Annotated in this window: 23 protein-coding genes; all 23 read left to right on the top strand. The window is 69.2% G+C overall.

Going from position 1 to position 26,286, the window contains the following annotated elements:
- Positions 1 to 93 precede the first annotated feature (93 nt).
- The 23 genes from J2739_RS15835 (at position 94) to J2739_RS15945 (ending at position 26,270) form a co-directional block, all read left to right on the top strand.
- Entirely contained in the window at positions 94 to 762 is a 669-nt protein-coding gene (locus J2739_RS15835) for a YceH family protein (protein ID WP_309903289.1), read from the top strand.
- A gap of 46 nt (positions 763 to 808) precedes the next feature.
- On the top strand, positions 809 to 1,276 hold the full coding sequence (locus J2739_RS15840; protein ID WP_309903291.1) for a GNAT family N-acetyltransferase: 468 nt from the start codon (positions 809 to 811) through the stop codon (positions 1,274 to 1,276).
- A gap of 18 nt (positions 1,277 to 1,294) precedes the next feature.
- Positions 1,295 to 1,834 (top strand): DUF1697 domain-containing protein, encoded by a 540-nt coding sequence (locus tag J2739_RS15845; protein ID WP_309903294.1) that lies wholly within the window; start codon positions 1,295 to 1,297, stop codon positions 1,832 to 1,834.
- Between the two features lie 101 nt (positions 1,835 to 1,935).
- Positions 1,936 to 3,027 (top strand): iron-sulfur cluster carrier protein ApbC, encoded by a 1,092-nt coding sequence (gene apbC, locus J2739_RS15850; RefSeq protein ID WP_309903296.1) that lies wholly within the window; start codon positions 1,936 to 1,938, stop codon positions 3,025 to 3,027.
- A 10-nt stretch (positions 3,028 to 3,037) separates the two neighbouring features.
- Positions 3,038 to 3,994 (top strand): LysR family transcriptional regulator, encoded by a 957-nt coding sequence (locus J2739_RS15855; RefSeq protein ID WP_309903298.1) that lies wholly within the window; start codon positions 3,038 to 3,040, stop codon positions 3,992 to 3,994.
- A gap of 90 nt (positions 3,995 to 4,084) precedes the next feature.
- Positions 4,085 to 5,884 (top strand): NADH-ubiquinone oxidoreductase-F iron-sulfur binding region domain-containing protein, encoded by a 1,800-nt coding sequence (locus J2739_RS15860; protein ID WP_309903300.1) that lies wholly within the window; start codon positions 4,085 to 4,087, stop codon positions 5,882 to 5,884.
- A complete protein-coding gene (gene fdhF / locus J2739_RS15865; RefSeq protein WP_309903301.1) occupies positions 5,881 to 8,775 on the top strand; it encodes a formate dehydrogenase subunit alpha in 2,895 nt (964 codons plus the stop codon). Before J2739_RS15860 ends, fdhF begins: the two co-directional genes overlap by 4 nt.
- 205 nt (positions 8,776 to 8,980) lie before the next feature.
- Complete coding sequence (locus J2739_RS15870) at positions 8,981 to 11,218, top strand: LamG-like jellyroll fold domain-containing protein (protein ID WP_309903303.1); 2,238 nt, start codon at positions 8,981 to 8,983, stop codon at positions 11,216 to 11,218.
- 195 nt (positions 11,219 to 11,413) lie between these two features.
- The gene (locus tag J2739_RS15875) at positions 11,414 to 12,463 is read left to right on the top strand and encodes a glycosyltransferase family 2 protein (protein ID WP_309903305.1); all 1,050 of its coding nucleotides are present in this window, start codon (positions 11,414 to 11,416) and stop codon (positions 12,461 to 12,463) included.
- The gene (locus J2739_RS15880) at positions 12,460 to 14,022 is read left to right on the top strand and encodes a glycosyltransferase family 39 protein (RefSeq protein ID WP_309903307.1); all 1,563 of its coding nucleotides are present in this window, start codon (positions 12,460 to 12,462) and stop codon (positions 14,020 to 14,022) included. Before J2739_RS15875 ends, J2739_RS15880 begins: the two co-directional genes overlap by 4 nt.
- Positions 14,019 to 14,948 (top strand): ChbG/HpnK family deacetylase, encoded by a 930-nt coding sequence (locus J2739_RS15885; protein ID WP_309903309.1) that lies wholly within the window; start codon positions 14,019 to 14,021, stop codon positions 14,946 to 14,948. The genes J2739_RS15880 and J2739_RS15885 overlap by 4 nt, the downstream gene beginning before the upstream one ends.
- A gap of 143 nt (positions 14,949 to 15,091) precedes the next feature.
- Positions 15,092 to 15,511 (top strand): FHA domain-containing protein, encoded by a 420-nt coding sequence (locus J2739_RS15890; RefSeq protein WP_309903311.1) that lies wholly within the window; start codon positions 15,092 to 15,094, stop codon positions 15,509 to 15,511.
- Between the two features lie 68 nt (positions 15,512 to 15,579).
- The gene (locus J2739_RS15895; protein ID WP_309903312.1) at positions 15,580 to 16,167 is read left to right on the top strand and encodes a DUF3305 domain-containing protein; all 588 of its coding nucleotides are present in this window, start codon (positions 15,580 to 15,582) and stop codon (positions 16,165 to 16,167) included.
- Positions 16,160 to 16,762, top strand: a complete 603-nt coding sequence (locus tag J2739_RS15900) for a DUF3306 domain-containing protein (protein WP_309903314.1) — start codon at positions 16,160 to 16,162, stop codon at positions 16,760 to 16,762. The genes J2739_RS15895 and J2739_RS15900 overlap by 8 nt, the downstream gene beginning before the upstream one ends.
- Positions 16,686 to 18,800, top strand: coding sequence for a 4Fe-4S binding protein (locus J2739_RS15905; protein ID WP_309903317.1), 2,115 nt, complete (start codon positions 16,686 to 16,688; stop codon positions 18,798 to 18,800). The genes J2739_RS15900 and J2739_RS15905 overlap by 77 nt, the downstream gene beginning before the upstream one ends.
- Before the next feature lie 55 nt (positions 18,801 to 18,855).
- Complete coding sequence (locus tag J2739_RS15910) at positions 18,856 to 19,473, top strand: TorD/DmsD family molecular chaperone (protein ID WP_309903318.1); 618 nt, start codon at positions 18,856 to 18,858, stop codon at positions 19,471 to 19,473.
- Positions 19,474 to 19,586: 113 nt separating this feature from the next.
- Positions 19,587 to 19,811 (top strand): formate dehydrogenase, encoded by a 225-nt coding sequence (locus J2739_RS15915; protein ID WP_309903320.1) that lies wholly within the window; start codon positions 19,587 to 19,589, stop codon positions 19,809 to 19,811.
- A 13-nt stretch (positions 19,812 to 19,824) separates the two neighbouring features.
- Positions 19,825 to 22,830, top strand: a complete 3,006-nt coding sequence (locus J2739_RS15920; RefSeq protein ID WP_309903322.1) for a formate dehydrogenase subunit alpha — start codon at positions 19,825 to 19,827, stop codon at positions 22,828 to 22,830.
- 97 nt (positions 22,831 to 22,927) lie between these two features.
- Positions 22,928 to 23,548, top strand: coding sequence for a formate dehydrogenase FDH3 subunit beta (gene fdh3B, locus J2739_RS15925; protein ID WP_309903324.1), 621 nt, complete (start codon positions 22,928 to 22,930; stop codon positions 23,546 to 23,548).
- A complete protein-coding gene (locus tag J2739_RS15930; RefSeq protein WP_309903326.1) occupies positions 23,545 to 23,799 on the top strand; it encodes a hypothetical protein in 255 nt (84 codons plus the stop codon). Before fdh3B ends, J2739_RS15930 begins: the two co-directional genes overlap by 4 nt.
- Before the next feature lie 16 nt (positions 23,800 to 23,815).
- Positions 23,816 to 25,036, top strand: coding sequence for a formate dehydrogenase subunit gamma (locus J2739_RS15935; protein ID WP_309903328.1), 1,221 nt, complete (start codon positions 23,816 to 23,818; stop codon positions 25,034 to 25,036).
- Entirely contained in the window at positions 25,033 to 25,422 is a 390-nt protein-coding gene (locus J2739_RS15940) for a hypothetical protein (protein WP_309903330.1), read from the top strand. The genes J2739_RS15935 and J2739_RS15940 overlap by 4 nt, the downstream gene beginning before the upstream one ends.
- Positions 25,419 to 26,270: a formate dehydrogenase accessory sulfurtransferase FdhD gene (locus tag J2739_RS15945; RefSeq protein ID WP_309903332.1), complete on the top strand. Its 852-nt coding sequence runs from the start codon at positions 25,419 to 25,421 to the stop codon at positions 26,268 to 26,270. Before J2739_RS15940 ends, J2739_RS15945 begins: the two co-directional genes overlap by 4 nt.
- Positions 26,271 to 26,286: the final 16 nt, after the last annotated feature.

Here is a 26,286-nt window from a genome sequence, read left to right on the forward strand (position 1 = left end):
TCGGACAGGAGCCGCGGCCGTGGGGCGTGGGGGAGGGGCATTTTAGGCGGCGCCCGGCGCCTTACACTTTGGCCCCCCTTTCGAGCCGCTGCCATGACCTCCGCCCTGCCGATCCTGTCCGCCGTCGAAACCCGTGTCCTCGGCGTGCTGGCCGAGAAGCAGCGCACCGTGCCCGACAGCTACCCGCTGACCCTCAACACCCTGGTGGCCGGCTGCAACCAGAAGACCAGCCGCAATCCGCTGATGGAGCTGTCCGAGACGGATGCGCAGGCCGCGCTGGACAGCCTGAAGGGCTACAGCCTGGTGATGGAATCCAGCGGCGGGCGCGTCTCACGCTATGAGCACAACATCGAGCGCGTGCTGCGCGTGCCCTCCCAGTCGGCCATCCTGCTGACCGTGCTGATGCTGCGCGGCCCGCAGACTGCCGGCGAACTGCGCATCGCCAGCGAGCGCATGCACAACTTCGCCGATATCTCCTCGGTCGAGGCCTTTCTCGACGAGCTGGCCGAGCGGCCCGCCGGCGCGCTCGTCGTGAAGCTGGCCCGGCTTCCGGGTGCGCGCGAAAGCCGCTGGGCACATCTTCTTTCCGGCGCGCCGGCCGAGACCGTGCAGGAGCTGCGGGAGGCGGGCACCGCGGACGCCTCGCTGGGCGAAGTGGCCGCGCTGAAGCTCAATGTCGCGCGGCTCGAGGCCGAGGTCGCCGCGCTCCGAACCCTGACGGCGCGGATCTGCTCGGAGCTCGGCATCGCGCCGGAGGGCTGAGCGCGTTCGGGCGAGGCTATAGTCTTCGCAAAGGTGCCCGCCCCCTGTGATCACCGCCTACGACATCACCCTCGCGCAAGCCGCCGACGCGCCGGCCATCGCCGAGCTGTCCCGCGATGCCGTGGAGTACGGGCTCCCGTGGCGCTGGACGCAGGCGCGGGTGATGCGGTGCATCCGGGACGCGTCGACCAACGTGGTCGTGGCCCGTCATGGCGGCAGCCTGCTCGGCTTCGCCCTCATGAAATACGGGGACGACGAGGCGCACATCCTGCTGTTCGCGGTGCGCGCCACCCACCGCCGGGCCGGTTTGGGCGCCGCGCTGCTGTCGTGGCTCGAGGCGACGGCGGAGGTGGCGGGCATCCTCAGGATACGGCTCGAGGCGAGGGCCGGGAATGCCGCCGCCAGATCGTTCTACAGACGCCACGGTTTCGTGGAGTCGGGCTCCAGTCCGGGGTACTACGAAGGCGCGGAAGACGCCGTGCGATTGCTCAAGGAATTGGGGCCTCGGCCCTGAGGCGGGGGACGGGCAACCGTGAAGCACGCCGCCTTCTTCCGCAACCTCAACCTGGGCCGGCCGCGCTGCCCGACCCGGGGGCAATTCGAGGCGGCGTTTCTCGCGGCAGGCGCCGACGCCGCCTCTTCCTTCCTGACCAACGGCACGCTGGTCTTCGAGGCCCGAAACAAGACGGCCGCGCGCCGGGTGCTCGCGCAGGCCTCGCAGATCATGGCGGCCGAGTGCGGGCTGCGCGAGCCGGGCTTCCTGCGCAGCGTGGACCACCTGGCCGAGCTTGTCGCGTCCGATCCTTTCGCCGGCGTCGACAGGGCGGGCGTCTACGAGGTCTGCATCACTTTCCTGGGCGGGAAGCGTCCTGCCTTGCCCGCGCTGCCGCTGGTCTCGAAGCGGGAGGACGTGGAGGTTCTCGGCGCCACCGCGGGCGAGGCCTTCAGTCTCAGCCGCGTGGTCGGCAACACACCGGGCAGCCCCAACGCCTTCCTGGAGCGGCTGCTGGGCACGCCGTCGAGCACGCGCGCCTGGAACACGGTGGTGCGGCTGGTCGACAAGCACGCCTGAGACGCGTGGCGATGCGCTCTGCAGGTTCGTCGCGGGGTCAAGCCCGCGACCCGCGGGGCGCGCCTCGGCGCCGCACTAGACTACCTCCATCAGGAGTCCCCATGACAGCAACACCCCAGGCGCTCACCGAAGCGCTCAAGACCGTCCTCGACCCCAACACGGGCAAGGACTTCGTCAGCACCAAGGCGCTGAAGAACCTGCAGATCCACGAGGGCGAGGTCTCCTTCGACATCGAGCTCGGCTACCCCGCCAAGAGCCAGATTCCCGCGCTGCGCAAGGCGCTGGTGGCCGCGGCCAAGGCGGTGCCGGGCGTCGAGAACGTCTCGGCCAACATCGCGACCCGGGTGATCAGCCATGCCGTGCAGCGCGGCGTGCAGCTGATGCCCAACGTCAAGAACATCATCGCCGTGGCGTCCGGCAAGGGCGGCGTGGGCAAGAGCACCACCGCGGCCAATCTTGCCCTCGCGCTGGCGGCCGAAGGCGCCAGCGTCGGCCTGCTCGATGCCGACATCTACGGCCCCAGCCAGCCGATGATGCTGGGCATCTCGCGCCGGCCCGAGAGCGAGGACGGCAAGACCATGGAGCCGCTGGAGAACCACGGCGTGCAGGTGATGTCCATCGGCTTCCTGGTCGACCAGGACGAGGCCATGATCTGGCGCGGCCCCATGGCCACGCAGGCGCTGGAGCAGCTGCTGCGCCAGACCAACTGGAAGGACCTCGACTACCTGATCGTCGACATGCCGCCCGGCACCGGCGACATCCAGCTCACGCTGTCGCAGCGCGTGCCGATGACCGGCGCCGTGATCGTGACCACGCCGCAGGACATCGCGCTGCTCGATGCCCGGAAGGGCATCAAGATGTTCGAGAAGGTGGGCGTGCCGATCCTCGGCATCGTCGAGAACATGGCAGTGCACGTGTGCTCCAACTGCGGCCACGTGGAGCACATCTTCGGCGCCGAGGGGGGCAAGAAGATGGCGGCGCAGTACGACATGGCTTACCTCGGGGCGCTGCCGCTGGACATCAACATCCGGCTGCAGGCCGACAGCGGCAAGCCGACCGTGGTGGCCGATCCCGACGGCGAAGTGGCCGGCATCTACAAGGCGGTGGCGCGCCGCGTCGCAGTGGGCATCGCCGAGAAGGCCAAGGACTTCTCTGCCAAGTTCCCGACCATCACGGTCAGCAAGAACACCTGAACGCCGCCGCATGAACCTGCTCGCCTCGATGCGCTATCTGGTCGCGCTGAGCGAGCACCGCCATTTCGGCCGGGCCGCGCAGGCCTGCTACATCACGCAGCCGGCGCTGTCGAACGCATTGCGTGCCCTCGAAGGCGAGTTCGGCGTGGTGATCGTCAAGCGCGGGCGCACCTATGCCGGCCTCACGCACGAGGGCGAGGCGGTGCTGGCAGCCGCACACCGCATGCTGCACGAGAACGAGGTGCTGCAGCAGCTGCTCAAGAGCGAGGAGGCGCACCCGCGCGGCAGCCTGCGCATGGCGGCGGTGCCCACGGCGATCCCGATCCTCACCCGCTTCGCCGGGCGGCTGCAGGCGCGCCACCCGGGCATCGCGCCGACCGTGCTGTCGATGAGTTCCGTCGAGCTCGAGACCGGGCTGGAGAGCCTGTCGCTGGACATCGCGCTCGGCTACACGGAGCGCATGCACGTGCGCGAGGTCAAGCTCACGGCCTGGCCGCAGAGCATCGAGCATTACTTCCTGGTGCGCCGCTCGGCGCACACGCAGGCGCTGCAGATCGGCGAGCCGATCGGCTGGGCCGAGGCGGGCCGGCTGCCCTTGTGCCTGCTGACGCCGGAGATGCACAACCGCGCCATCCTCGACCAGGCCTTCGCGGCGGCGGGTGTGGCGGTGGCGCCTGCCATCGAGACCAATTCGGTGCTGACCCTGGCGCTCAGCGTCGGCACCGGGGAGGTCTGCGCGGTGCTGCCCGGCGCCATGGTCGATGCCATCCGCAGCCACGGCCAGCTGGAGGCGCTGCCGCTGGTGGCACCGGAGGTGCGCACGCCCATCGGCTTCATGACCCAGACGGCGGTACGGCCTTCGCGCGCCCTCGAGGCAGCGTTGGCGCTGATCCAGAGCCCCGAATGGCAGCAGGAAGTCGCGGCGCACAGCGGGGCGCTTCGCGGCACCCCCTCATTTCTTTCTTGAATCACCCGATGCGGCGATTCAATTTGCCGAAAACCGCGAGGCGCGCCACAGTCGGGCAAGCACACCCACTCCGTCGCCACGGACCAGGCAATGAATTCTCCCCACACGATCGCGGCGATCCCTCTCGCCACCCCTGAGCAGCTGCGCGAGCGCATCCGCCGCAAGAGCAAGCTCAAGGGGCGCCAGCCCGAGGCTGCAGCACTGGAGGAAGTGCGCGCACTCATCGGCCCGAGGCCCGGCGACGGGTACCGGCGCGATCTGCTCATCGAGCACCTGCACCGGCTCAACGACGCCTGCCGCGGCCTGCACGACCGCCACCTGGTGGCGCTGGCTTCGCTGACGAACATCCCGATGGCCGAGGTCTACGAGGTCGCGACCTTCTATCACCACTTCGAGATCCTGCGCGGCGACGAACAGGCACCCGGTCTGACGGTGCGCGTGTGCGACGGCCTGGCTTGCGAACTCGCGGGCGCGCAGGACCTGCTGGCGCGGCTGCCCGCGCTGCTGGGCGCGGCGGGCCGCGAGGACGTGCGCGTGGTTGCGGCGCCCTGCATCGGCCGCTGCGAGCAGGCACCCGCCGCGGCGGTGCACCAGCGCGCCGTGCCGATGGCCGACGCGGACAAGATCCTGCAGGCGCTGGAATCGGCCACGGCGCCGCGCGAGACCGGCCCGTTCGTGCCTGCGGCCTTCACCGAGAAAAGCGTGACCCCGCCGCCGAACGCCGTGCAGGCGCTGCCCGCCTTCACCGACTACGCCACCTACCGGGCCAACGGCGGCTATGCGCTGGCGGCCGCGCTGGTCAACGGCGAGCAGGACGCCGACGCGGTGCTCCAGGCCATGGAAGACTCCGGCCTTCGCGGCCTCGGCGGCGCGGGCTTTCCGGCCGGGCGCAAGTGGCGCATCGTGCGCGAGCAGCCCGCCCCGCGGCTGATGGCGGTGAACATCGACGAGGGCGAGCCGGGCACCTTCAAGGACCGCGTGTACCTGGAGCGCGATCCGCATCGCTTCCTCGAGGGCGTGCTGGTCGCGGCGCAAGTGGTGAGCACCGAAGCCGTCTACATCTACCTGCGGGACGAGTACCACGATTGCCGCTCGCTGCTCGAGGCCGAGCTGGCAAAGCTGAAGGCCGATCCGCCGTGCGAGCTGCCGCGCATCGAGCTCCGGCGCGGCGCCGGCGCCTACATCTGCGGCGAGGAGTCCGCGATGATCGAGAGCATCGAGGGCAAGCGCGGCGAGCCGCGCATGCGCCCGCCCTACATCGCACAGGTCGGCCTGTTCGGCCGGCCCACGCTGGAGCACAACTTCGAGACGCTCTACTGGGTGCGCGACATCGTCGAGAAGGGCCCCCAGTGGTTCAGCGGCTTCGGCCGCCACGGGCGCAAGGGGCTGCGCAGCTTCAGCGTGAGCGGACGCGTGAAGGAGCCCGGCGTCAAGCTCGCGCCCGCGGGCATCACGGTGCGGGAGCTGATCGACGAATACTGCGGCGGCATGCTCGACGGCCACGAGCTCTACGCCTACCTGCCGGGCGGCGCTTCGGGCGGCATCCTGCCGGCCCGCATGGGCGACATCCCGCTGGACTTCGACACCCTGCAGCCCCATGGCTGCTTCATCGGATCGGCCGCGGTCATGGTGCTGAGCCGGCACGACCGCGCACGCGACGCCGCGCGCAACGTCATGCGCTTCTTCGAGCACGAGAGCTGCGGCCAGTGCACGCCCTGCCGGGTCGGCACGGCCAAGGCCGCGGCGCTGATGGAGGCGCCGGTCTGGGACCAGGCCACGCTGGAAGACCTGGCGCAGGTGATGGGCGATGCGTCGATCTGCGGGCTGGGGCAGGCCGCGCCCAACCCGATCCGCTGCATCCAGAAATACTTTCCGCAGGAAATCGAATGAACGCGCCCGCCAAGCTGAACGAACTGATGCCGCAGACGGTCGAGTTCACGCTCGACGGCCGCGCCGTCCAGGCCTTCGAGGGAGAGAGCATTCTTCAGGCGGCGCAGCGGCACGGGGTGGAGATCCCGCGGCTTTGCTACAAGGAAGGGCTCAGGCCGGATGGCAATTGCCGCTCCTGCGTGGTCGAGGTGAAGGGGGAGCGCGTGCTGGCGCCGAGCTGCTGCCGCAACGTCACCGCCGGGATGGAGGTGGAGGCCAACAGCGAGCGGGCGTTGAAGAGCCAGCGGATGGTGGTCGAGATGCTGCTGTCGGACATGCCGGAGGCGGGCTACAAGTGGAACGATGGGCAGATGGCCCCGGGCGAGCGCACGCCGGCCGTCGGCCAGCACGGCGAACTCAGCGACTGGGCACAACGCCTCGGCGTCGAAGTCCGTCCCGCCCTCGCGGCGTTGCGCCGCGAACAGCCGGCCCCCGACGTCTCCCACCCCGCCATGGCCGTCAACCTCGACGCCTGCATCCAGTGCAACCGCTGCGTGCGCGCCTGCCGCGAGGAGCAGGTCAACGACGTCATCGGCTACGCGATGCGCGGCGCCGACTCGAAGATCGTCTTCGACCTCGACGACCCGATGGGCGACAGCACCTGCGTGGCCTGCGGCGAATGCGTGCAGGCCTGCCCCACCGGCGCCCTGATGCCGAAGACCCAGATCGGCTCGCAGCAGGTCGACCGCAAGGTCGATTCGGTCTGCCCCTTCTGCGGCGTGGGTTGCCTGATCACCTACAACGTCAAGGACGAGAAGATCGTCAGCGTCGACGGCCGCGACGGCCCGGCCAATCACGGCCGGCTCTGCGTCAAGGGCCGTTTCGGCTTCGACTACGCGCATCATCCGCAGCGCCTGACCGTGCCGCTGATCCGCAAGCCCGGCGTGCCCAAGGACTTCAGCGATGCGCCGCGTCCCGGCGACTGGCAAGACGCCTTCCGCGAGGCCAGCTGGGAAGAGGCGCTCGCGTTCGCGGCCGGCAAGCTCAAGGACTTGCGCGACACGCACGGGAACAAGGCCCTGGCCGGCTTCGGCTCCGCCAAGGGCAGCAACGAGGAGGCCTACCTCTTCCAGAAGCTCGTTCGTACCGGCTTTCGCAGCAACAACGTCGACCACTGCACGCGCCTGTGCCATGCGTCCAGCGTGGCGGCCCTGCTCGAGGGCGTGGGCTCCGGCGCGGTGAGCAACCAGGTCAATGACGTGGAGCACGCGGAGCTGATCTTCGTCATCGGCTCCAACCCCACGGCCAACCATCCGGTGGCCGCCACCTGGATGAAGAACGCCGCCAAGCGCGGCGCGAAGATCGTGCTGGCCGATCCGCGCATCACCGACATCGGGCGGCACGCCTGGCGCACGCTGCAGTTCAAGGCCGACACCGACGTGGCCATGCTCAACGCGCTGATCCACGTGGTGATCGAAGAGGGCCTGGTCGACGAGGCGTTCGTGCGCGATCGCGCGAGCAACTTCGAGGCGCTGCGCGAGAACGTCAAGGGCTACAGCCCCGAGGCCATGGCGCCGATCTGCGGCATCCCGGCCGAGACGCTGCGCGAGGTGGCGCGGGCCTTCGCCACCGCCAAGGGCGCCATGGTGCTGTGGGGCATGGGCATCAGCCAGCATGTGCACGGCACCGACAACGCGCGCTGCCTGATCGCGCTGGTCACGGTCACCGGCCAGATCGGCAAGCCCGGCTCGGGCCTGCATCCGCTGCGCGGCCAGAACAACGTGCAGGGCGCGAGCGATGCGGGGCTGATCCCGATGATGTTCCCCAACTACCAGCGGGTGGACGAACCGGGCGCGCATGCCTGGTTCGAGAACTTCTGGGGCGTGCCGCTCGACGAGAAGCCCGGCTACACGGTGGTCGAGATCATGCACAAGGCGCTCGCGCCCGATGACGATCCGCACAAGATCCGCGGCATGTACATCATGGGCGAGAACCCGGCGATGAGCGACCCGGACCTGAACCATGCCCGCCATGCGCTGGGAAGCCTGGAGCACCTGGTGGTGCAGGACATCTTCATGACCGAGACCGCCTGGCTGGCCGACGTGGTGCTGCCCGCCAGCGCCTGGCCGGAGAAGACCGGCACGGTGAGCAATACCGATCGCATGGTGCAGCTGGGCAAGCGTGCGCTGAATCCGCCGGGCGATGCGAAGCCCGATCTGTGGATCGTTCAGCAGATCGCGCAAAGGATGGGCCTGCCGTGGAACTACGAAGGCGAGGAGTGCGGTGTCGCCGCGGTCTACGATGAGATGCGACAGGCCATGCACGCCGCCATCAGCGGCATCAGCTGGGAGCGCTTGCAGCGCGAGTCCAGCGTGACCTACCCCTGCCTGAGCGAGGAAGACCCGGGCCAGCCGACCGTTTTCATCGACACCTTCCCGACCGCGGACGGCCGCGTGAAGCTGGTGCCCGCCGACATCATCCCGGCCGACGAGCGGCCCGATGCGCAGTACCCCTTCGTGCTGATCACCGGTCGCCAGCTGGAGCACTGGCACACCGGCAGCATGACGCGGCGCGCGACGGTGCTCGACGCCCTGGAGCCCATGGCCACGGCCTCGATGAACCAGGGCGACCTGGATGCGCTCGGCTTGCAGGCCGGCGACGTGATCACCATCCGCTCCCGCCGCGGCGAAGTCGCGATCCACGTTCGCCGTGACGACGGCACCCCGGCGGGCGCGGTGTTCGTGCCTTTCGCCTACTACGAGGCGGCCGCCAACCTCATGACCAACGCCGCGCTCGATCCGATGGGCAAGATTCCCGAGTTCAAGTACTGCGCGGTACAGGTGCTGCCGGGCGGCGCCCCGGTGCCGGCGGCGGACTATGGGACGGGAGCGGTAAACGCGGTCGCGCATTGAGGCCGCGCAGCGAAGGGCTGACATTTCCGTCGCGGAACGCGACTTAGGCCACGTTCAGCGTCGCTTTCTGCGAGCCGTGACCGACATTTCGCGGCACATTCGCGCGCGCTCCCATGCGTGCACCGGCGGGCGCTGCGGCTCGGCGGACTGGCATATATGTTGCTGATCGTTTCTTTTTGCCCATCGGGCCTCTCGAACACAGCACATGCCGGACAAGCAGAACGACGACGACCCGCGGATTTCATTGGATCGCCGCCTTTTCTGCGCTGGCGCGGCGAGCCTCCTGGCCCTGGGGACCACGGCCTGCGGAGACGGCGGAGGCGGATTCGGCAGCCTGAACGCCACGGCGACCGGCACCGGTACGCCGGCTGCGGCCTCCCCGGCGGCGGCGTCGGGCGATGCCGTCGCCAATGCCACAACCGCCGCATCCGAGCCCGCCAGCGCATCGGGCGTACAGGTGCGCAAGTTCACCCATCCCGGCCTGCTGCACACCGACGCCGACTTCGAGCGCATGCGGACCCAGGTGGCGGCCGGCGCGCAGCCCTGGCTCGACGGCTGGAATGCGCTGACCGCCAGCAGCCGCGCCCAATTGGGCCGCGCGCCCGTGCCGCTGGCAACGGTGGTGCGCGGTGGCGATGGCGAGAACTTCCGCACCATGGTCGAGGACATGGAGCGTGCCTACCAGTTCGCGCTGCGCTGGAAGGTCTCCGGCGACACCGCCTATGCGGACCTGGCCGTGACCTACCTCGATGCCTGGTCCTCGACCATGACCACGCTGACGGGCAATGCCGACCGCTTCCTCGCCGCCGGCATCTACGGCTACCAGTGGGCCAATGCGGCCGAGATGATGCGCGGCTACGCCGGCTGGTCGGCCGCGGGCGTGGCACGCTTCCAGAAGCTGCTGCTGGACGTGTTCTATCCGCTGTGCCACAGCTTCCTGCGCGACCACAACGGCGCCAACATCACCAACTACTGGGCCAACTGGGATCTCTGCAACGTCTGCGGCATCCTGGCCATCGGTGTCTTCTGCGATCGCATCGATCTCTATGACGAGGCCATCGCCTACTACAAGACCGGTCGCGGCAACGGCGCAGCGGCGCACAACGTCTACCTGCTTCACCCCGGCTACCTGGGCCAGTGGCAGGAAAGCGGCCGGGACCAGGGCCACGCCACGCTCGGCATGGCCCTGACCGGCTTGCTGTGCGAAATGGCCTGGAACCAGGGCGAGGACCTGTACGGCTACCGGAACAACCGCTTCCTCGCAGGCGCCGAGTACGTGGCCAAGTCGAACCTGCAGGACGGCAACGGCCAGTATTACTCGCCGCCGTTTTCCACCTACGTCAACAGGCAGGGCACCTTCACCGTGGTGTCGACGGGCGGGCAGCCCAACCTGCGTCCGTGCTGGGAATCGATCTACAACCACTACGTCCATCGCAAGGGCCTGTCGGCGCCCTGGGTGGCCGCCATCGCCGCCCAGATTCGTCCTGAGCGCAGCGAATGGGGCGGCGACCAGCCGAGCTTCGGCACACTGACCTTCAGCCGCGACCCGGCCGCCGCGGGCACGCCGCCGAGCGGCCTCACTGCCTATGCCACGGCCGGCCAGGTGCTGATGTCGTGGTGGGGCAGCGCAGGCGCGACGAGCTACAAGGTCAAGCGCGGCAGCTCGGCGAGCGGGCCTTTCGCGACCATCGCCAGCGTCACCGATCCGCGCACCTGCACCGACACGCCCGGCAATGGCACCTGGTATTACGTCGTCACGGCGGTCAGCGGCAGCGGCGAGACGGCCGTGTCCAACGTGGCGCGCGTGGCCTTGCCCACCGAGCTGCGCGTGCAGCTGCCGCTGGATGCGGCCGGCGGAATCACAGCTGCCGATGCCAGCGGCCATGGGCAGAACGGCAGCTTGCAAGGCGGCGCCGGCTGGGGCGCGGGCCGCAGCGGCGGCAGCGCGCTGGCGCTCGACGGCAGCAGCGGGCACCTCGCGCTGCCCACCGGCGTTCTCTCCGAGCTCGGCGACTTCACCATCGCGCTGTGGGTCTACTGGAATGCCGCCGCCACCAACGCGCGGGTGTTCGACTTCGGCTCCAGCGACATCGCCTACCTCGCCCTGCTGCCGCGCGACAGCGGCGGCTCGATGCGCTTCACCGTCACCGGCACCACCTGGTACGGCGAGCAGAACGTCGTGACAAGCGCCTTGCCCACCGGCCGCTGGGTGCATCTCGCGGTGACGCTCTCGGGCACCACCGGCACGCTCTACGTCGACGGCGTTTCCGCCGGCAGCAACAACGCGATCGCGCTCGCGCCCTACCAGCTCGGCGACACCACCCAGAACTGGCTCGGCCGCTCGCAGTACGCGGCCGACCCCCGCTTCAACGGGCGCATGCAGGACCTGCGCATCTACAGCGGCGCACTGAGCGCCTCCGACATCGCGACGCTCGCCGCCTGAGGAGCGCGGCGGCAAAGGCGCTGCCAAAGCTGAAAGCAGCGTTCAGCTTGGCTTCACAAGCGCCACCTAGAGTCGCGGCCATGCGACCGATCCCGCGATTTGGCCCCCTTTCCGCATGAAGGCCCTCGACCTGTTTCTTTTCCCTCGGAGGGCCGCAGGCTTCGAGCCTCCCGACGCCGCGAGGAGCGCTGCACCATGAACAGTCCGCTGAAAGTGACGCGTGCCCCCGTGGAGCTCGCCAGCGTCGCGCGCACCAGCGCCGACGCGCCGATTCACGCGCAGCCGGCGCATGCGCCGACCGTGCGCAGCATCTCCTGCGTCATCCCCTGCCTGAACGAAGGCGCCAACCTCAACGCGCTGCTGTCGAGCCTGGAGGAGACGCTGTGGGCCACGCATTTCCACTGGGAGATCATCGTGGTCGACGACGGCAGCACCGACAACACCGTCGCCGTGGCGGAGGCCTGGTGCCAGCTCTCGGGATTTCGCTGCATCAGCCTGTCTCGCAACTTCGGCAAGGAGGCCGCGCTCACCGCGGGCCTGCAGGCGGCCCGCGGCGATGCGGTCGTGCTGCTCGACGGCGACCTGCAGCATTCGCCTTCGCTGATCGCGGAAATGCTGGAGCGCTGGCAGGACGGAGCCGAGGTGGTCTACACCGTGCGGCAGGAGCGCAACGATGAGCATGCGTTCAAGCGCATGGGGACGCGCCTCTTCTACAAGCTGGTGAACGCCTCGCAGCGCTTCGAGCTGCCGGAGGACGCGGGCGACTTCCGCCTGATGGATCGCCGGGTGGTCGATGCCCTGTTGAGCCTGCCGGAACGCACGCGCTTCATGAAGGGCCTGTATGCGTGGGTCGGCTTCAAGGCGGTGGCGCTGCCCTATACCCCGAGCCCGAGGGCGCAGGGGAAGAGCAGCTTCAACACCGCGCGCCTGGTCAGCCTCGCGATCGACGGTCTGACCTCCTTCAGCACCTGGCCGTTGCGCCTGGTCAGTGTGGTGGGCCTGCTGCTGGCACTGCCGGCCCTGCTCTATGGCATCTACCTGGTCGTCGAGCACATGCTGGTGGGCAACCCGGTGTCGGGCTGGACCACCATCGTGGTGAGCCTGATGTTCTTCATGGGCATCCAGATGATCTCTACCGGCATCGTCGGGGAGTACGTCGCGCGCATCTTCGAAGAGGTGAAGGGCCGTCCGCTCTACGTGGTGAAGAAGGTGCTCGGCCAGGGGCTGGACGCGCCTCAGCCATGAAGGCGGCGCGCGAATCGCTCGGCCGGGCACAGGCCGGCGTGGCCCTGGTCTGCCTCTTTTCCTGGCTTGCCGCCACCGCCTGGCTGCGTCCCCTGATGTCGCCGGACGAAGGGCGCTATGCCGGCGTCGCCTTCGAGATGCTGCGCTCCGGCGACTGGCTCGTGCCGCGGCTGGACGGGATGCCCTTCTTCCACAAGCCGCCGCTCTTCTACTGGATCAGCGCCGCCGCGATGGGGCTGCTGGGCACCTCCGAATGGCCGGCGCGCCTGCCCTCGATGGTCGGCGCCATGCTGGCGTCGGGCGGCCTCTTCCTGTTCCTGCGCCGCTGGTCCGACCCGGCCCGCGCAAACCTGGCCACCCTGGTGCTGGCCACCATGCCCTTCTTCTACGTCGGGGCGCAGTTCGCCAACCTGGACATGCTGGTCGCGGGCTGCATCTCGGCCACGCTGCTGCTGGCGGCGCATGCGGCGTTGTCGAAGGGGCAGGGCGGGGCCTGGCGCTCGGCGCTCGCCGGCGCCTTCGTCTTCGCTGCGCTGGGCGTGCTGGCCAAGGGCCTGATCGGCCTGGTGCTGCCGGGGCTGATCTTCCTGGCCTGGTGCGCGGCGATCCGGCGGCCGCGGCTCGCCGGGCTGATGGCCTGGCCGCCGGGGTGGGCGCTGCTGCTGGCGATCATGGTGCCCTGGTTCGCGGCGGTGGAGCTGCGCCATCCCGGCTTCCTCGACTACTTCGTCCTCACGCAGCATGTGCGTCGCTTCGCGAGCGGGGGCTTCAACGGCGAGCATCCCTTCTGGTTCTACCTGCCGGTGATCGGGGTGCTCACGCTGCCGTGGATCGCCTGGGCGGCCGCTGCGCTGCGCCCCTCGCGCGGCCCGCGTGCGCCGCTGTCCGAGGTGGACTGGCTGATGTGGGCCTGGTGCGCCGGTATCGTCCTCTTCTTCTCGCTGCCGCGCTCCAAGCTGATCGGCTATGTGCTGCCGGCGCTGCCGCCGCTCGCGTACCTGATCGCGACGGCCGCCCTGGCTGCAAGCCGCAAGGGCGGCCGCTGGGCCGCCGCGCCGCGCGCGACGGCCATCGTTGCGGGCCTGGCTTGCATTGCCGGCGTCGCGTGGCTCGGCCTGCAGAGCGCGCCGTCCGGCCAGCGCCTGCGGCTGCCGGCGGGCGAGGCGGTGGGGCCGGCGGACCGGGTGCTGATGCTGGGCGCTTACTACTACGAGCTGCCTTTCTACTGGCGCTTGCAGCAACCGGTGCAGGTGTCGGCCGACTGGACGCCCGCGACCGTGGCCCTGCACGACGACTGGCGCAAGGAGCTCTACGAGGCTGGCCGCTTCGACCCCGAGCGCAGTGCGGCCTTGCTGGTCGACGTGCGCCGGCTCCCTGCAGCGCTGTGCGTGCCGCAAGCGACCTGGCTCATCGGCGCGTCGGGCGCGCCCGCGGTCCTCCCCTGGCTGGCGCAGGCGCGCCTCGTGGCGGTGGAAGGGGACACGGCCGTCTGGCAATTTGCCGGCAGTGCGACAGGCGACCCGGCCTGCCTGCAGCCGACCGAGCGCGTCTTGCCATGAGCCGCAGCGCGGAGCTTGCAGTGAACGCAGGCGGCGATCGCTTCCTCTGCATCTGCGCCGACGACTTCGGCATGAGCGAGGGCATCAATGCGGCCGTGCTCGATCTCGTCGCGCGGGCCGCGATCTGCGCCGCTTCCTGCATGGTCCTGCGCGGTGCATGGGCGTCCGGTGCCGCAGAGGCGCGACAGGTCGACCCGGCCGCCGCCGACATCGGGCTCCACCTCGAGCTGAACCGCCCGCCCTCGGATTCGCCGTCGGAACCTGCGCTTTCGGGCCTGATCGCCGCCGGGTACCTGGGCCTGCTGCGTCCCGGCGCGGTGCGGGCGCAGATCCGGGAACAGCTGGCGCGATTCGAGGACGCGATCGGCCGGCCGCCGGCCTTCGTGGACGGGCACCGCCACGTGCACCAGTTGCCGGTCGTGCGGGAGGCGCTGGTCGAAGAGTTGGCGGTGCGATACGGCATCGCGGCGCCCTGGCTTCGCACCACCGCTCCTGCGGCGCCGCACTCGTTGCCGAGGACGAAAGCCGACGTGATCTTCGCGCTGGGCGGCCGGCGGCTGCGCGCGCTGGCCGCCCAGCGCGGCATCGCGACCAGCCGTGCCCTGCTCGGCGTGTATGGCTTCGATGGCGGCGCCGAGGCCTATCGGCGACGGCTGCAGCAATGGATCGCCACCTGCCGCAGCGGCGACGTGCTGTTGTGCCACCCCTCGCTCGGCGATGCGGCGCCGGTCCCGCACGAGGCAGCCCGGCGCCACGAGTACGCCGTCTTGCGCACGCTGGCCTTTCCGGCGGAGACGGATGCGGGCAGGGTCTTGCTTCGTCCTTTTTCGCGCCAACCGTCCGTCGACTCCGCGCGCTCGATGGACGCCATTGCGAACGACAACCTGCAGCTGCTGCGCACCGATCGCCTGGAAGACGCCGGCTGAAGGGTCGCGCCGGCGCCGTGCCAACTTCTTCACGCGGCGGCGGACGAGGCTGGAACTGGCGGATATTGATCCTTCTGTTTGCAGGCATGGGACACGCACTGCGTCGCTAAGCTCCTTGCAGTTCATTGAATGCAGGAAGAGGAATGCCCAGACTCATCGTGTTGGCACGCAACAGCAGCGTGCGGCAGATCAACATCGACGGCCCGTCCACGAGCATCGGACGCGCCGCCGGCAACCGCGTGTGCATCGACAGCGACAAGGTGAGCCGGCAGCACGCGCTCATCGAATGGACGGGCGACCGCTACCTGCTCACCGACCTGGGCAGCCGCAACGGCACCTGCGTCAACAACGAACGGGTGCTCGACAGCCGGCCGCTCGGCAACGGCGATGCGATCACGGTGGGCGACTGCCAACTGCGCTTTCTCTACAGCACCCGCATGCTGCCGACGGCCGAGGCCCTGCGGCTGGTGACCGTGGCGGGCGGCCTGGTTCAGCTCGACGCACTGGCGCCCGCAGCGTGGGGCGGCGAGCGCGGGCGAGAGACGCCGTCCTTGCTGCCTTGAAGCGCACGCGCCTCGCGCCAATAGCCGTGGCGGCGTGTCCGCATTCCGCTTCGGCTATCGTCCGGCGCATGAACCCGTCCTCCAGCCCCGCCGACGACGGCGCGCGCCCCTCGCTCGACGTCGCGGTCCTGATGCGGCGCGAGCGCTTGCACGGACCCTCCAGCCATTGGCAACCCTGGCGCTGGACGCTGGAGGACGTGGTGCCCGACGAGCCCGCCTTCGGCAATGCCCCGCGCCTGCTGCGGCAGGACGAGGAAACGCAGCGCTGGCTGCACCCCGGCTTCAAGGTCGAGTTGTTTCGCGACGACACGGACGGTTACCGACTCAACGCAACGACGCCCCAGCCCGGCTGGTTCGTGCTGTGGCGCCTCGAGGAAGAGGCCACCGTCGCCGCCGAACCAATCGCGCGCCCGGTGGTGGTGACGCTGAGCTACAGCGAGGCGGGCCGCTGGCTCGATGCGCAGGAGACGGTCGAACAGGTGCCCGCGCCGCCCGAGGTGGTCGAATGGCTGCGCACCTGGGTCGACGAGCACTACGAGGCCGAGCCCCGGCGACGCCAGCGGCCGCAGAGCTTCAAGCCGCTGGTGGATCGCTTCGGCAACGCCGCCAGCGTCACGACGGAGAAGAAGCGCGGACGGGGGGCCGGCGATGTCTGAAGGATTCTTCGAGCGGTGGGCGCGGCGCAAGCAGAAGGTGAAGGAAGGGGAGGTGGTGCCGGACGAGGCGACGGCGGCGCCTCCGGAGGCGCTGCCCGTCGCGGGGGCCGAGCGCGCCCAGCCAGACCTCCCCTCGCATGGCGAAGCAGCGGTACCGCCTCCGCCGACGCTGGACGATGCCCGGGCGCTCACGCCCGACTCCGACTTCAAGCCCTTCCTCGCCGCCAACGTCGCGCCCGAGGTCAAGAACGCGGCCCTCAAGAAGCTGTTTGCCGATCCGCACTTCAATGTCATGGATGGTCTCGATACTTACATCGACGACTACTCCGTTTCGACCCCCGTGCCCGAGAGCGTGCTGCGCCAGATGGCCAGCGCGAAGTTCATGAAGCTGTTCGACGAGCAGACTGACAAAGACCCTGAGGCCGACGCAAGTGCGGACGTGGCAGAGTCGGTCTCCACGGACCCCGTTCCCAGCCAACCGGTTGCCGCCGATGCGCAGCCGGCCCGCCAAGAAACCGATGACCACCACGCTGATCTGCGACTGCAACAGGACGATGCCGCTCGAGCCGAAGACCCTCGGCGCGGCGCTGGCTGAAACGCTGCCCCTGCATTCCACCCTGTGTCGCCGCGAGGCACCGGCCTTCCAGCGCGCGATCCAGTCCGGCGACGAGGTGGTGGTGGCCTGCACGCAGGAGAAACGCCTGTTCGGCGAGCTCGCGCAGCAGACGCCCGGGGCCGAGTCGCCGATCCGCTTCGTCAACATCCGCGAGACCGGCGGCTGGAGCCGCGATGCGGCGGGCGCCAGCCCGAAGATCGCCGCGCTGCTCGCGCAGGCGCGGCTGCCGGAGCCCGAGCCGGTCGGCATCGTGAATTACAAGAGCCAGGGGCGGCTGCTGATCGTCGGCGCACTCGACGAGGCGGAGCGCGTGGCCGCGCTGCTGGCCGACACGCTCGAGGTCACGATCTTCTCGCGCGGTCCCGGCAGCGCGGGCGGCGCGCAGGAGCGCCGCTGGCCGGTGGTCGCCGGCCGGATCGATGCGCTCGCCGGCTGGCTCGGCGCCTTCCAGCTGCGCTCGACACGCGACAACGCGATCGACCTCGACCTCTGCACCCGCTGCAATGCCTGCCTGGTGGCCTGTCCCGAGCAGGCCATCGGCCTGGACTACCAGATCGACAACGCGAAGTGCCAGTCGCACCGTGACTGCGAACGGGCCTGCAGCGTCGCCGGCGCGATCGACTTCGCCCGCCCTGCCGAGGCGCTCGAGGCGGGCTTCGACCTGGTGCTCGACCTGGGCGAGGCGCCGCTGATCGACTGGCACGCGCCGCCCCAGGGCTACTTCCACCTGCGCGGCGGTCTGGCGAATGCGCAGGCGCCTTCGACCCTGCTGCAACTGCGCGAGATGGTGGGCGAGTTCGAGAAGCCGAAGTTCTTCGACTACCGCCAGAAGCTCTGCGCCCACAGCCGCAACGAGCAGGTGGGCTGCAGGGCCTGCATCGACGTCTGCTCGGCCCACGCGGTGAGCAGCGACAAGGCGCTCCAGCGCATCGTCGTCAACCCGAATCTCTGCGTGGGCTGCGGCGCCTGCACGACCGTGTGCCCGACCGGCGCGCTGGCCTACGCCTACCCGCATGCGCCCGACCAGGGCACGAAGCTGCGCACGCTGCTCGCCACCTATGCCGCGGCGGGCGGGCGCGATGCGGTCCTGCTGCTGCACGGCCACGAGGGCGGTCAGGCCCTGATCGAACGGCTGGGGCGCGAGGCGCGGCTCGGCCGCGCCGAAGGCGTGCCCGCGCAGGTGATCCCGGTCGGCCTCTGGCATGCGGCGAGCACCGGCATCGACCTGTGGCTGAGCGCCATCGCCTTCGGCGCCTCGCAGATCGCGGTGCTGGCGACCGGCGAGGAAGCGCCGGCCTACATCGAGGCCCTGCGTGCGCAGATGGCGGTCGCGCAGGCCGTGCTCGCGGGGCTGGGCTATGCCGGCACGCATTTCCGGCTGATCGAAGCCGACCACACCGCGGCGCTCGACAGCGCGCTGGCCGCGCTGCGCGGCCCGCAGCCGCAGAGGCCGGCGGTGCCAGCGCGCTTCGCGGTCGGCGCCGAGAAGCGCAGCACGCTCGAGCTGGCACTCGACCACCTGATCGATGCGGCGCCGGCGATGAAGGAGGCCCGTGAGGCGCCGCTGGCCATCGCGCTGCCCGCAGCCTCGCCTTACGGTGCCATCGAGGTCGACAAGAACGCGTGCACCCTGTGCCTGGCCTGCGTGAGTGCCTGCCCGGCGAGCGCGTTGCAGGACAACCCGAACGCGCCGCAGCTGCGTTTCATCGAGAAGAACTGCGTGCAGTGCGGCTTGTGCGAAAGCACCTGTCCCGAGGACGCGATCTCGCTCGTGCCCCGGCTGCTCGTCGCCCCCGAACGTAGCCAGCCGGTGGTGCTCAACGAGGCCAAGCCCTGGCGCTGCATCCGCTGCGACAAGCCCTTCGGCACGCAGAAGGCGATCGAGGCCATGCTCGGCAAGCTGGCGGGCCATGCGATGTTCCAGGGCGAGGCGCTGGAGCGGCTCAAGATGTGCAGCGACTGCCGGGTCATCGACCTGTACAGCGCCTCCAACGAACTGAAGATCACGCAGCTATGAGTCGCCGAGCCGTTCCCGAGGCGAATACCGCAGCGTTTTGCGCGGAGGTTTCTTGATGAGCGACAGCTTCCCCGCCACTTCGGCGCTCGACGAGGAGCTCGCGCGCGCCGAGCTCTACGGCTTGCTGGCCCGGCTCTGGTATGCGCCGCCCGACGACGAATTGCTCGCCGCCTTCCAGGTCGCGCCGACCGAGGCGCCGGCCGCCGGTGCCTTTCTGGAAGAGCCCTGGCGCCAGCTGGTGGGCGTGGCGCGCGGCATCGGCGTGCGGGCCGCGAGCGACGAATACGACGCGCTCTTCGGCGGCATCGGCAAGCCCGAGGTCTACCTGTTCGGCTCGCACTACCTGAGCGGCTTCCTCAACGACAAGCCGTTGGCGCGTTTGCGCGGCGACCTGGAACGGCTGGGCCTGGCGCGCGAGCAGGCAGTCCCGGAGACCGAGGACCACGTCGCCTGCGTGTTCGAGGCCATGCGCTACCTGATTGCCGGCAACGACGCCGCGGTCGCGAACCTGACCCAGCAGCAGGCCTTCTTCGCGAGTCACGTGCAGCCCTGGCTGCCTGCGATGTGCGATGCGGTGGGCATGCATCCGAAGGCGCATTTCTACGCCGCTCTGGCCACGCTGACCCGCGCCTTCATCGAGGTCGAGGCGCAAGGCTTCGACATGCTGAACTAGCGTCAGGGTTTTTTCCGAGGCCTTCCGGCCCCGGAATTAGGGTCTGGACTAGTATCCAAACATATGTAACTGGTTTCATATCAGGTTCTCACCGAGCCATTCCTGGAGTCGATATGCAGGACAGCCAAGTCGCCGGCATCAAGCCGGCATCGCGTCGTGGTTTCTTCATGGGCGCCGCCTCCGTCGGCGCAGCCGCAGCAGCCGTCACGGTGCTGCCCAAGGTCGTCGAGGCACCGGCCTCCGCCGCCATTTCCGCTCCCAAGCCCGCGCCCGAGAAGGGCGGCGGCTACACGCTGAGCGAACACGTCAAGCGCTATTACCAGACCACCTCGGCCTGAGGACGACACCACCATGCTGCTGACCCGCAAGTCGACCGTTGCCCCGCGCGACGGCGCACCGCTGAACGTTTCTTCTTCTTCTTCCTCTTCTTCGTCCGCCTCGCCCTTCGTCCACAGCTTGAGGCGCGGCCTCGCGAACGCCTTGCCGACCATGGACCGGCGCGCCTTCCTGCGGCGCTCGGGACTGGGGGTCGGCGTCGGCCTGGCCGCCGGCCAGCTCACGCTGATGCGCAAGTCGCAGGCGGCCGAGGGCAGGCCGGCCGCCGTCGGCGCCGGCAAGATCGAGGTCCGGCGCACCGTCTGCACCCACTGCTCGGTCGGCTGCGCCTCCGACGCCGTGGTCGAGAACGGCGTCTGGGTCCGGCAGGAGCCGGTGTTCGACTCGCCGCTCAACCTGGGCGCGCATTGCGCCAAGGGCGCCGCGCTGCGCGAGCATGGCCACGGCGAATACCGGCTGCGCTACCCGATGAAGCTGGTCGACGGCAAGTACCAGCGCATCGGCTGGGACCAGGCGCTCGACGAGATCACCGCCAGGCTCAAGGAGCTGCGCCAGGCCAGCGGCCCCGACTCGGTCTACTGGATCGGCTCGAGCAAGCACAACAACGAGCAGTCGTACCTGATGCGCAAGTTCGTGAGCCTGTTCGGCAGCAACAACTGCGACCACCAGGCGCGCATCTGCCACTCGACCACCGTGGCGGGCGTGGCGAACACATGGGGCTACGGCGCCATGACCAATTCGTACAACGACATGCGCAACTCCAAGGTGGCGATGTACATCGGCTCGAACGCGGCCGAGGCCCACCCGGTGAGCATGCTGCACCTGCTGCACGCCAAGGAGAACGGCTGCAAGGTGGTGGTGGTCGACCCGCGCTTCACCCGCACCGCGGCCAAGGCCGACGAGTACGTGCGCATCCGGTCGGGCTCCGACATTCCCTTCCTGTTCGGCATCCTGTACCACATCTTCAAGAATGGCTGGGAAGACAAGAAGTACATCAACGACCGCGTCTACGGCATGGACGAGGTGCGTGCCGACGTGATGGCCAAGTGGACGCCCGACAAGGTCGAGGAGGCCTGCGGCGTCAAGGAGGCCCAGGTCTTGAAGGTCGCGACCTGGCTCAACGAGAACCGCCCGGGCACCGTCGTCTGGTGCATGGGCCAAACCCAGCACAGCATCGGCAACGCCATCGTGCGCGCCTCGTGCATCCTGCAGCTGGCGCTGGGCAACGTGGGCAAGTCGGGCGGCGGCACCAACATCTTCCGCGGCCACGACAACGTGCAGGGCGCGACCGACGTCGGCCCCAACCCCGATTCGCTGCCCGGCTACTACGGCATCGCCGAGGGCGCCTGGAAGCACTTCGCCAGTGTCTGGGGCGTGGACTTCGAGTGGATCAAGAAGCAGTTCGCTTCGCCGGCGATGATGAGCAAGCCCGGCATCACGGTGTCGCGCTGGATCGACGGCGTGCTCGAGAAGAACGAGCTGATCGACCAGGACTCCAACCTGCGCGGCGTCTTCTACTGGGGCCACGCGCCCAACTCGCAGACCCGCGGCCTCGAAATGAAGCGGGCCATGGACAAGCTGGACCTGCTGGTGGTGGTGGACCCGTACCCCTCGGCGACCGCGGCCATGGCCGCCATGCCGGGCCGGCCCGAGGACCTGAATCCCAAGCGCGCGGTCTACCTGCTGCCGGCTTGCACGCAATTCGAGACCAGTGGCTCGGTCACCGCCTCGAACCGTTCGCTGCAATGGCGCGAGAAGGTCATCGAGCCGCTGTGGGAGAGCCGCAGCGACCACATGATCATGCAGCAGTTCGCCGACCGGCTCGGCTTCGGCAAGGAGCTCAGCAAGAACTTCCGCATGCAGAAGGTCAAGGGCATGGACGAGCCCCTTCCCGACGACATCCTGCGCGAGATCAACAGGAGCTGCTGGACCATCGGCTACACCGGCCAGAGCCCCGAGCGGCTGCAGGCCCACATGCGCAACATGGGGGCCTTCGACGTTCGCACGCTGCGCGCCAAGTCCGGCAAGGACAAGGTCAACGGCTACGACCTGGCCGGCGACTACTTCGGCCTGCCCTGGCCCTGCTACGGCACGCCGGAACTCAAGCATCCGGGCAGCGCCAACCTGTACGACACCTCCAAGCACGTGATGGACGGCGGCGGCAACTTCCGCGCCAACTTCGGCGTGGAGCGCAACGGCAAGAACCTGCTGGCCGAGGACGGCTCGTATTCGCTGGGCGCCGAGATCACCACCGGCTATCCGGAGTTCGACCACCTGCTGCTCAAGAAGCTCGGCTGGTGGGACGAGCTCACCGATTCCGAGAAGGCCAAGGCGGAAGGCAAGAACTGGAAGACCGACAACTCGGGCGGCATCATCCGCGTGACCATGAAGAACCATGGCTGCCATGTCTTCGGCAACGCGAAGGCGCGGGCGCTGGTGTGGAACTTCCCCGACGCCATCCCGCAGCACCGCGAGCCGCTCTACGGCACGCGGCCGGACCTGGTGGCCAAGTACCCGACGCACGACGACAAGATGGCCTTCTGGCGCCTGCCCACGCTGTACAAGAGCGTGCAGCAGAAGAACATCGCGGACAAGGTGGCCGAGAAGTTCCCCTACATCATGACCTCCGGCCGGCTGGTCGAGTACGAGGGCGGCGGCGAGGAAACGCGCTCCAACCCGTGGCTCGCCGAACTGCAGCAGGAGATGTTCATCGAGATCAACCCCAAGGTCGCGGCCGAGAAGAACATCCGCAACGGCGAGCGCGCCTGGGTTCACACGCCCACCGGCGCCAGGCTCAACGTGCAGGCGCTGGTCACCGAGCGGGTGGCGCCCGACACCGTGTTCATGCCCTTCCATTTCTCGGGACACTGGCAGGGTATGGACATGCTGCCCTACTACCCGCAGGGCGCAGCGCCGGTGGTGCGCGGCGAGGCGATCAACACCTCGACCACCTACGGCTACGACAGCGTGACGATGATGCAGGAGACCAAGACGACGGTCTGCAATATCGAAAAGGCATAAAGAAAAAAATGGACACCCACGCTCATCACTTCGCGTATCCGCTGCCCCCGGAGGGGGCGTATGCCGCCGTTGAGACGGCTCGGCAGGAGGCATAGCAATGGCAAGAATGAAATTCGTCTGTGACGCCGAGCGCTGCATCGAGTGCAACGGCTGCGTCACCGCCTGCAAGAACGAGAACGAGGTCCCCTGGGGCGTCAACCGCCGCCGGGTCGTCACGCTCAACGACGGCGTGCCGGGCGAGAAGTCGATCTCGGTCGCCTGCATGCATTGCTCCGACGCGCCCTGCATGGCGGTGTGCCCGGTGCAGTGCTTCTATCGCACGGAAGAAGGCGTGGTGCTGCACGACAAGGACGTGTGCATCGGCTGCGGCTACTGCTCCTACGCCTGCCCCTTCGGCGCGCCGCAATTCCCCGCGCAAGGCACCTTCGGCGCGCGCGGCAAGATGGACAAGTGCACCTTCTGCGCCGGCGGGCCGGAGGCCAACGGCTCGCAGGCCGAGTTCGAGAAGTACGGGCGCAACCGCCTGGCCGAGGGCAAGCTCCCGGCCTGCGCCGAGATGTGCTCGACCAAGGCGCTGCTGGCCGGCGACGGCGACGTGGTGGCCGACATCTTCCGCACCCGCGTGCTGCACCGCGGCAAGGGCGCCGAGGTCTGGGGCTGGGGCACGGCCTACGGTTCCAGGCAGGCGGGTACCCCGACCAACGGAGGCACGAAGTGAAGCGCGCCGCAGCCATCGCGGCGCTTCTGCTTCCGGCCGCGGCGCTTCTGGCCGCCTGCGGCGAAAAGCCGCAGACCAACGCCGAGGGCGTGAAGGTCGACGCCGTGCCCTGGAGCGGTACCGGCGACAAGCCCAACACCGGCACCGCGTTCACCGCACCCGGCTGGCAGGCGGGGAATCGGACGGCCTGGGAGCAGCAGCTCAAGACGCGCGCGCAGAACGGCCAGAACGACTACACCCGCGACAACTGAGGGCGAAGGAGCCAGCATGAACAAAGCCCTGCATGCGCTGGTCCTCGCGGCCGGCCTCGCCTGCGGACTGGCCATGGCCCAGGCGCAGAATCCGGCGGCCGGCGGCACGGTCGCCGAGGCACCGGCCGCGCCTGCTGCCGCGGCGCCGGCGCCGGCGCCTGGCGGCATCCAGAGCCAGAACATCTTCGAGGTCAAGCCGGAGGCGAGCGCCGATCCGAACTACATGGCGCAGAGCAATGGCGAGCGCGCCAAGGTGCAGCCCGGCAACAACGCGCCCATGTGGCGCCAGGTGAGGCAGGGCGTGACCGGCTACAGCAGCCTGCCGCCGTCGGAGGCGCCCGAGGCCGGCAACCTGATCCAGCCCTTCGTGAAGTACCCGGGCTCACGGCTCACCAATGCCGGCGAGGCCTGGCGCCAGGTGCGCAACGCGTGGATCATCCCGTACGGCGCGGCGCTGCTCTTCGTGGTGCTGCTGGCGATCGCGATCTTCTATTTCACGCGCGGGCCGATCCGCCTGCACGGCGCGCCCACGGGGCGCGTGATCGAGCGCTTCACGCCCTTCGAGCGCGCCACCCACTGGTCCAACGCGATCGCCTTCGTCGTGCTGGCCGTGTCGGGGCTGGTGATGGCCTTCGGCAAGTTCTTCCTGCTGCCCGTGATCGGTGCGGCGCTGTTCGGCTGGCTCACCTACGCGCTCAAGACCCTCCACAACTTCGTCGGGCCGCTGTTCGTGGTCACGCTGGTGCTGATGTTCGTCACCTTCGTGCGCGACAACCTGCCGAGCGTGATGGACCTGAAGTGGCTGGCGAAGTTCGGCGGCCTGTTCAGCGGCAGGGAAGTGCCTTCGGGCCGCTTCAACGCCGGTGAGAAGGTGGTGTTCTGGGCCGGCGTGCTGGTGCTGGGCAGCATCATTGCCGCCTCGGGCCTGTTCCTCGACAAGCTGTTGCCGGGCTTCGTCTACACCCGCGGCCAGATGCAGGTGGCGCACATGGTCCATGCGGTGGCAACGGTCCTGATGATGGCGCTGATCCTGGGCCACATCTACATCGGCACGCTGGGCATGACCGGCGCCTACGACGCGATGCGCCATGGCTACGTGGACGAGACCTGGGCGCGCGAGCACCATGAGCTCTGGTACGAGGACATCGTCGCCGGCAAGATCCCCGCCCAGCGCAGCAGGGAGGCGCGGGCCGAAGCACGGTTGGGCAGCGTCCGCGTCGAAGGAACCCCCTCATGAAGAAGATCGTCATCGTTTGCGGCATGGCCCTGGCCGGCGGCGCATTCGCCAAGCTGCCTCCTCCGCCCGACACCCCTGAAGCGAAGGCCAAGGCGGCCGAAACCGCGGCACGGACGGCGTGGAGCGGCAAGGTCGACGCCTACCAGTTGTGTCAGGCGCAGGACAAGGTGGTCGCCCTCTACCGTGCGGGCGCTGCCGCCGCCGGCAAGCAACTGCCGCCGGCACCGGCCACGCCGCCCTGCGTCGACCCCGGGCCTTTCGCGTACACGCCCCCGGAACAGAAGCCGATCGAGGCCTCCGGCGCCCATTCGCCGCCGGGCACGGCGAGTTCGCCGCCCAGCACGCCGCAGCCGGCGGCGGCTGCGAATCCCACGCCCAAGCAGTGACCCGCAGGCTCCCGCGCCTGAGTTCGGCACGCGCGCCGCTCACGCGCCAGGTCGAGATCGTCGACGAGCATGGCCAGCGCGGCCTCGTCTCGATCCCGGCCGAGCGCGACCTCACGGTCTACGTCGATCGCCGCGAGCTGGTCACGCTGATGACGCTGGGCGCCCAGCCCGAGTTGCTGGTGCTGGGCTATCTGCTGAACCAGCGGCTGATCGAGTCTGCGGCCGACGTCGAGTCGGTCACCGTCGACTGGGAGGTCAACGCCGCTGCGGTGAAAACCCATGCCGGCATCGACCGCATCGAGGAGCGCACCGCGAAGAAGGTGGTCACCACCGGCTGTGGCCAGGGCAGCGTGTTCGGCGAGTTGATGGCCGGCATCGAGCGGCTGGCATTGCCGGCGACACGCATGCGGCAGTCGCAGCTCTATGCCTTGGTCAATGCGATCCGGCTCCAGGAGAGCACCTACAAGTCCGCCGGTTCTGTGCATGGCTGCGCGCTGTTCACCCTCGGCCCGGGCGAGGACGAAGCGCACATGCAGTGCTTCGTGGAGGACGTCGGCCGGCACAACGCGATCGACACCATCGCCGGCTGGATCGCGATGCAGCCGGTCGGGCGGCTCGAAGGCGGACGCGTGTTCTACACCACCGGCCGCCTGACCAGCGAGATGGTGATCAAGTCGGCCCAGATGGGCGTGGCGATCGTGGTCTCGCGCAGCGGCATCACCCAGATGGGGCACGAGGTGGCCGCCAAGGTCGGCCTGTGCGCCATCGGGCGGGCGACCCACAAGCGCTTCGTTTGCTATGCAGGCGTCGAGCGGCTGGCGCTGCAGCCGGAGCTGGCGCTTCCGTAAAGCTGCGAACTCGGTT

Source organism: Variovorax soli, from assembly GCF_031454625.1.
In the GTDB taxonomy this organism is placed as follows: domain Bacteria; phylum Pseudomonadota; class Gammaproteobacteria; order Burkholderiales; family Burkholderiaceae_C; genus Variovorax; species Variovorax soli_A.

Bases quoted from the DNA above. Each gene is read 5' to 3' on its own strand.
- J2739_RS15835 (WP_309903289.1), top strand. From the start codon at position 94: ATGACCTCCGCCCTGCCGATCCTGTCCGCCGTCGAAACCCGTGTCCTC.
- apbC (WP_309903296.1), top strand. From the start codon at position 1,936: ATGACAGCAACACCCCAGGCGCTCACCGAAGCGCTCAAGACCGTCCTC.
- J2739_RS15855 (WP_309903298.1), top strand. From the start codon at position 3,038: ATGAACCTGCTCGCCTCGATGCGCTATCTGGTCGCGCTGAGCGAGCAC.
- J2739_RS15860 (WP_309903300.1), top strand. From the start codon at position 4,085: ATGAATTCTCCCCACACGATCGCGGCGATCCCTCTCGCCACCCCTGAG.
- fdhF (WP_309903301.1), top strand. From the start codon at position 5,881: ATGAACGCGCCCGCCAAGCTGAACGAACTGATGCCGCAGACGGTCGAG.
- J2739_RS15870 (WP_309903303.1), top strand. From the start codon at position 8,981: ATGCCGGACAAGCAGAACGACGACGACCCGCGGATTTCATTGGATCGC.
- J2739_RS15875 (WP_309903305.1), top strand. From the start codon at position 11,414: ATGAACAGTCCGCTGAAAGTGACGCGTGCCCCCGTGGAGCTCGCCAGC.
- J2739_RS15880 (WP_309903307.1), top strand. From the start codon at position 12,460: ATGAAGGCGGCGCGCGAATCGCTCGGCCGGGCACAGGCCGGCGTGGCC.
- J2739_RS15885 (WP_309903309.1), top strand. From the start codon at position 14,019: ATGAGCCGCAGCGCGGAGCTTGCAGTGAACGCAGGCGGCGATCGCTTC.
- J2739_RS15890 (WP_309903311.1), top strand. From the start codon at position 15,092: ATGCCCAGACTCATCGTGTTGGCACGCAACAGCAGCGTGCGGCAGATC.
- J2739_RS15895 (WP_309903312.1), top strand. From the start codon at position 15,580: ATGAACCCGTCCTCCAGCCCCGCCGACGACGGCGCGCGCCCCTCGCTC.
- J2739_RS15900 (WP_309903314.1), top strand. From the start codon at position 16,160: ATGTCTGAAGGATTCTTCGAGCGGTGGGCGCGGCGCAAGCAGAAGGTG.
- J2739_RS15905 (WP_309903317.1), top strand. From the start codon at position 16,686: ATGACCACCACGCTGATCTGCGACTGCAACAGGACGATGCCGCTCGAG.
- J2739_RS15910 (WP_309903318.1), top strand. From the start codon at position 18,856: ATGAGCGACAGCTTCCCCGCCACTTCGGCGCTCGACGAGGAGCTCGCG.
- J2739_RS15915 (WP_309903320.1), top strand. From the start codon at position 19,587: ATGCAGGACAGCCAAGTCGCCGGCATCAAGCCGGCATCGCGTCGTGGT.
- J2739_RS15920 (WP_309903322.1), top strand. From the start codon at position 19,825: ATGCTGCTGACCCGCAAGTCGACCGTTGCCCCGCGCGACGGCGCACCG.
- fdh3B (WP_309903324.1), top strand. From the start codon at position 22,928: ATGGCAAGAATGAAATTCGTCTGTGACGCCGAGCGCTGCATCGAGTGC.
- J2739_RS15935 (WP_309903328.1), top strand. From the start codon at position 23,816: ATGAACAAAGCCCTGCATGCGCTGGTCCTCGCGGCCGGCCTCGCCTGC.
- J2739_RS15940 (WP_309903330.1), top strand. From the start codon at position 25,033: ATGAAGAAGATCGTCATCGTTTGCGGCATGGCCCTGGCCGGCGGCGCA.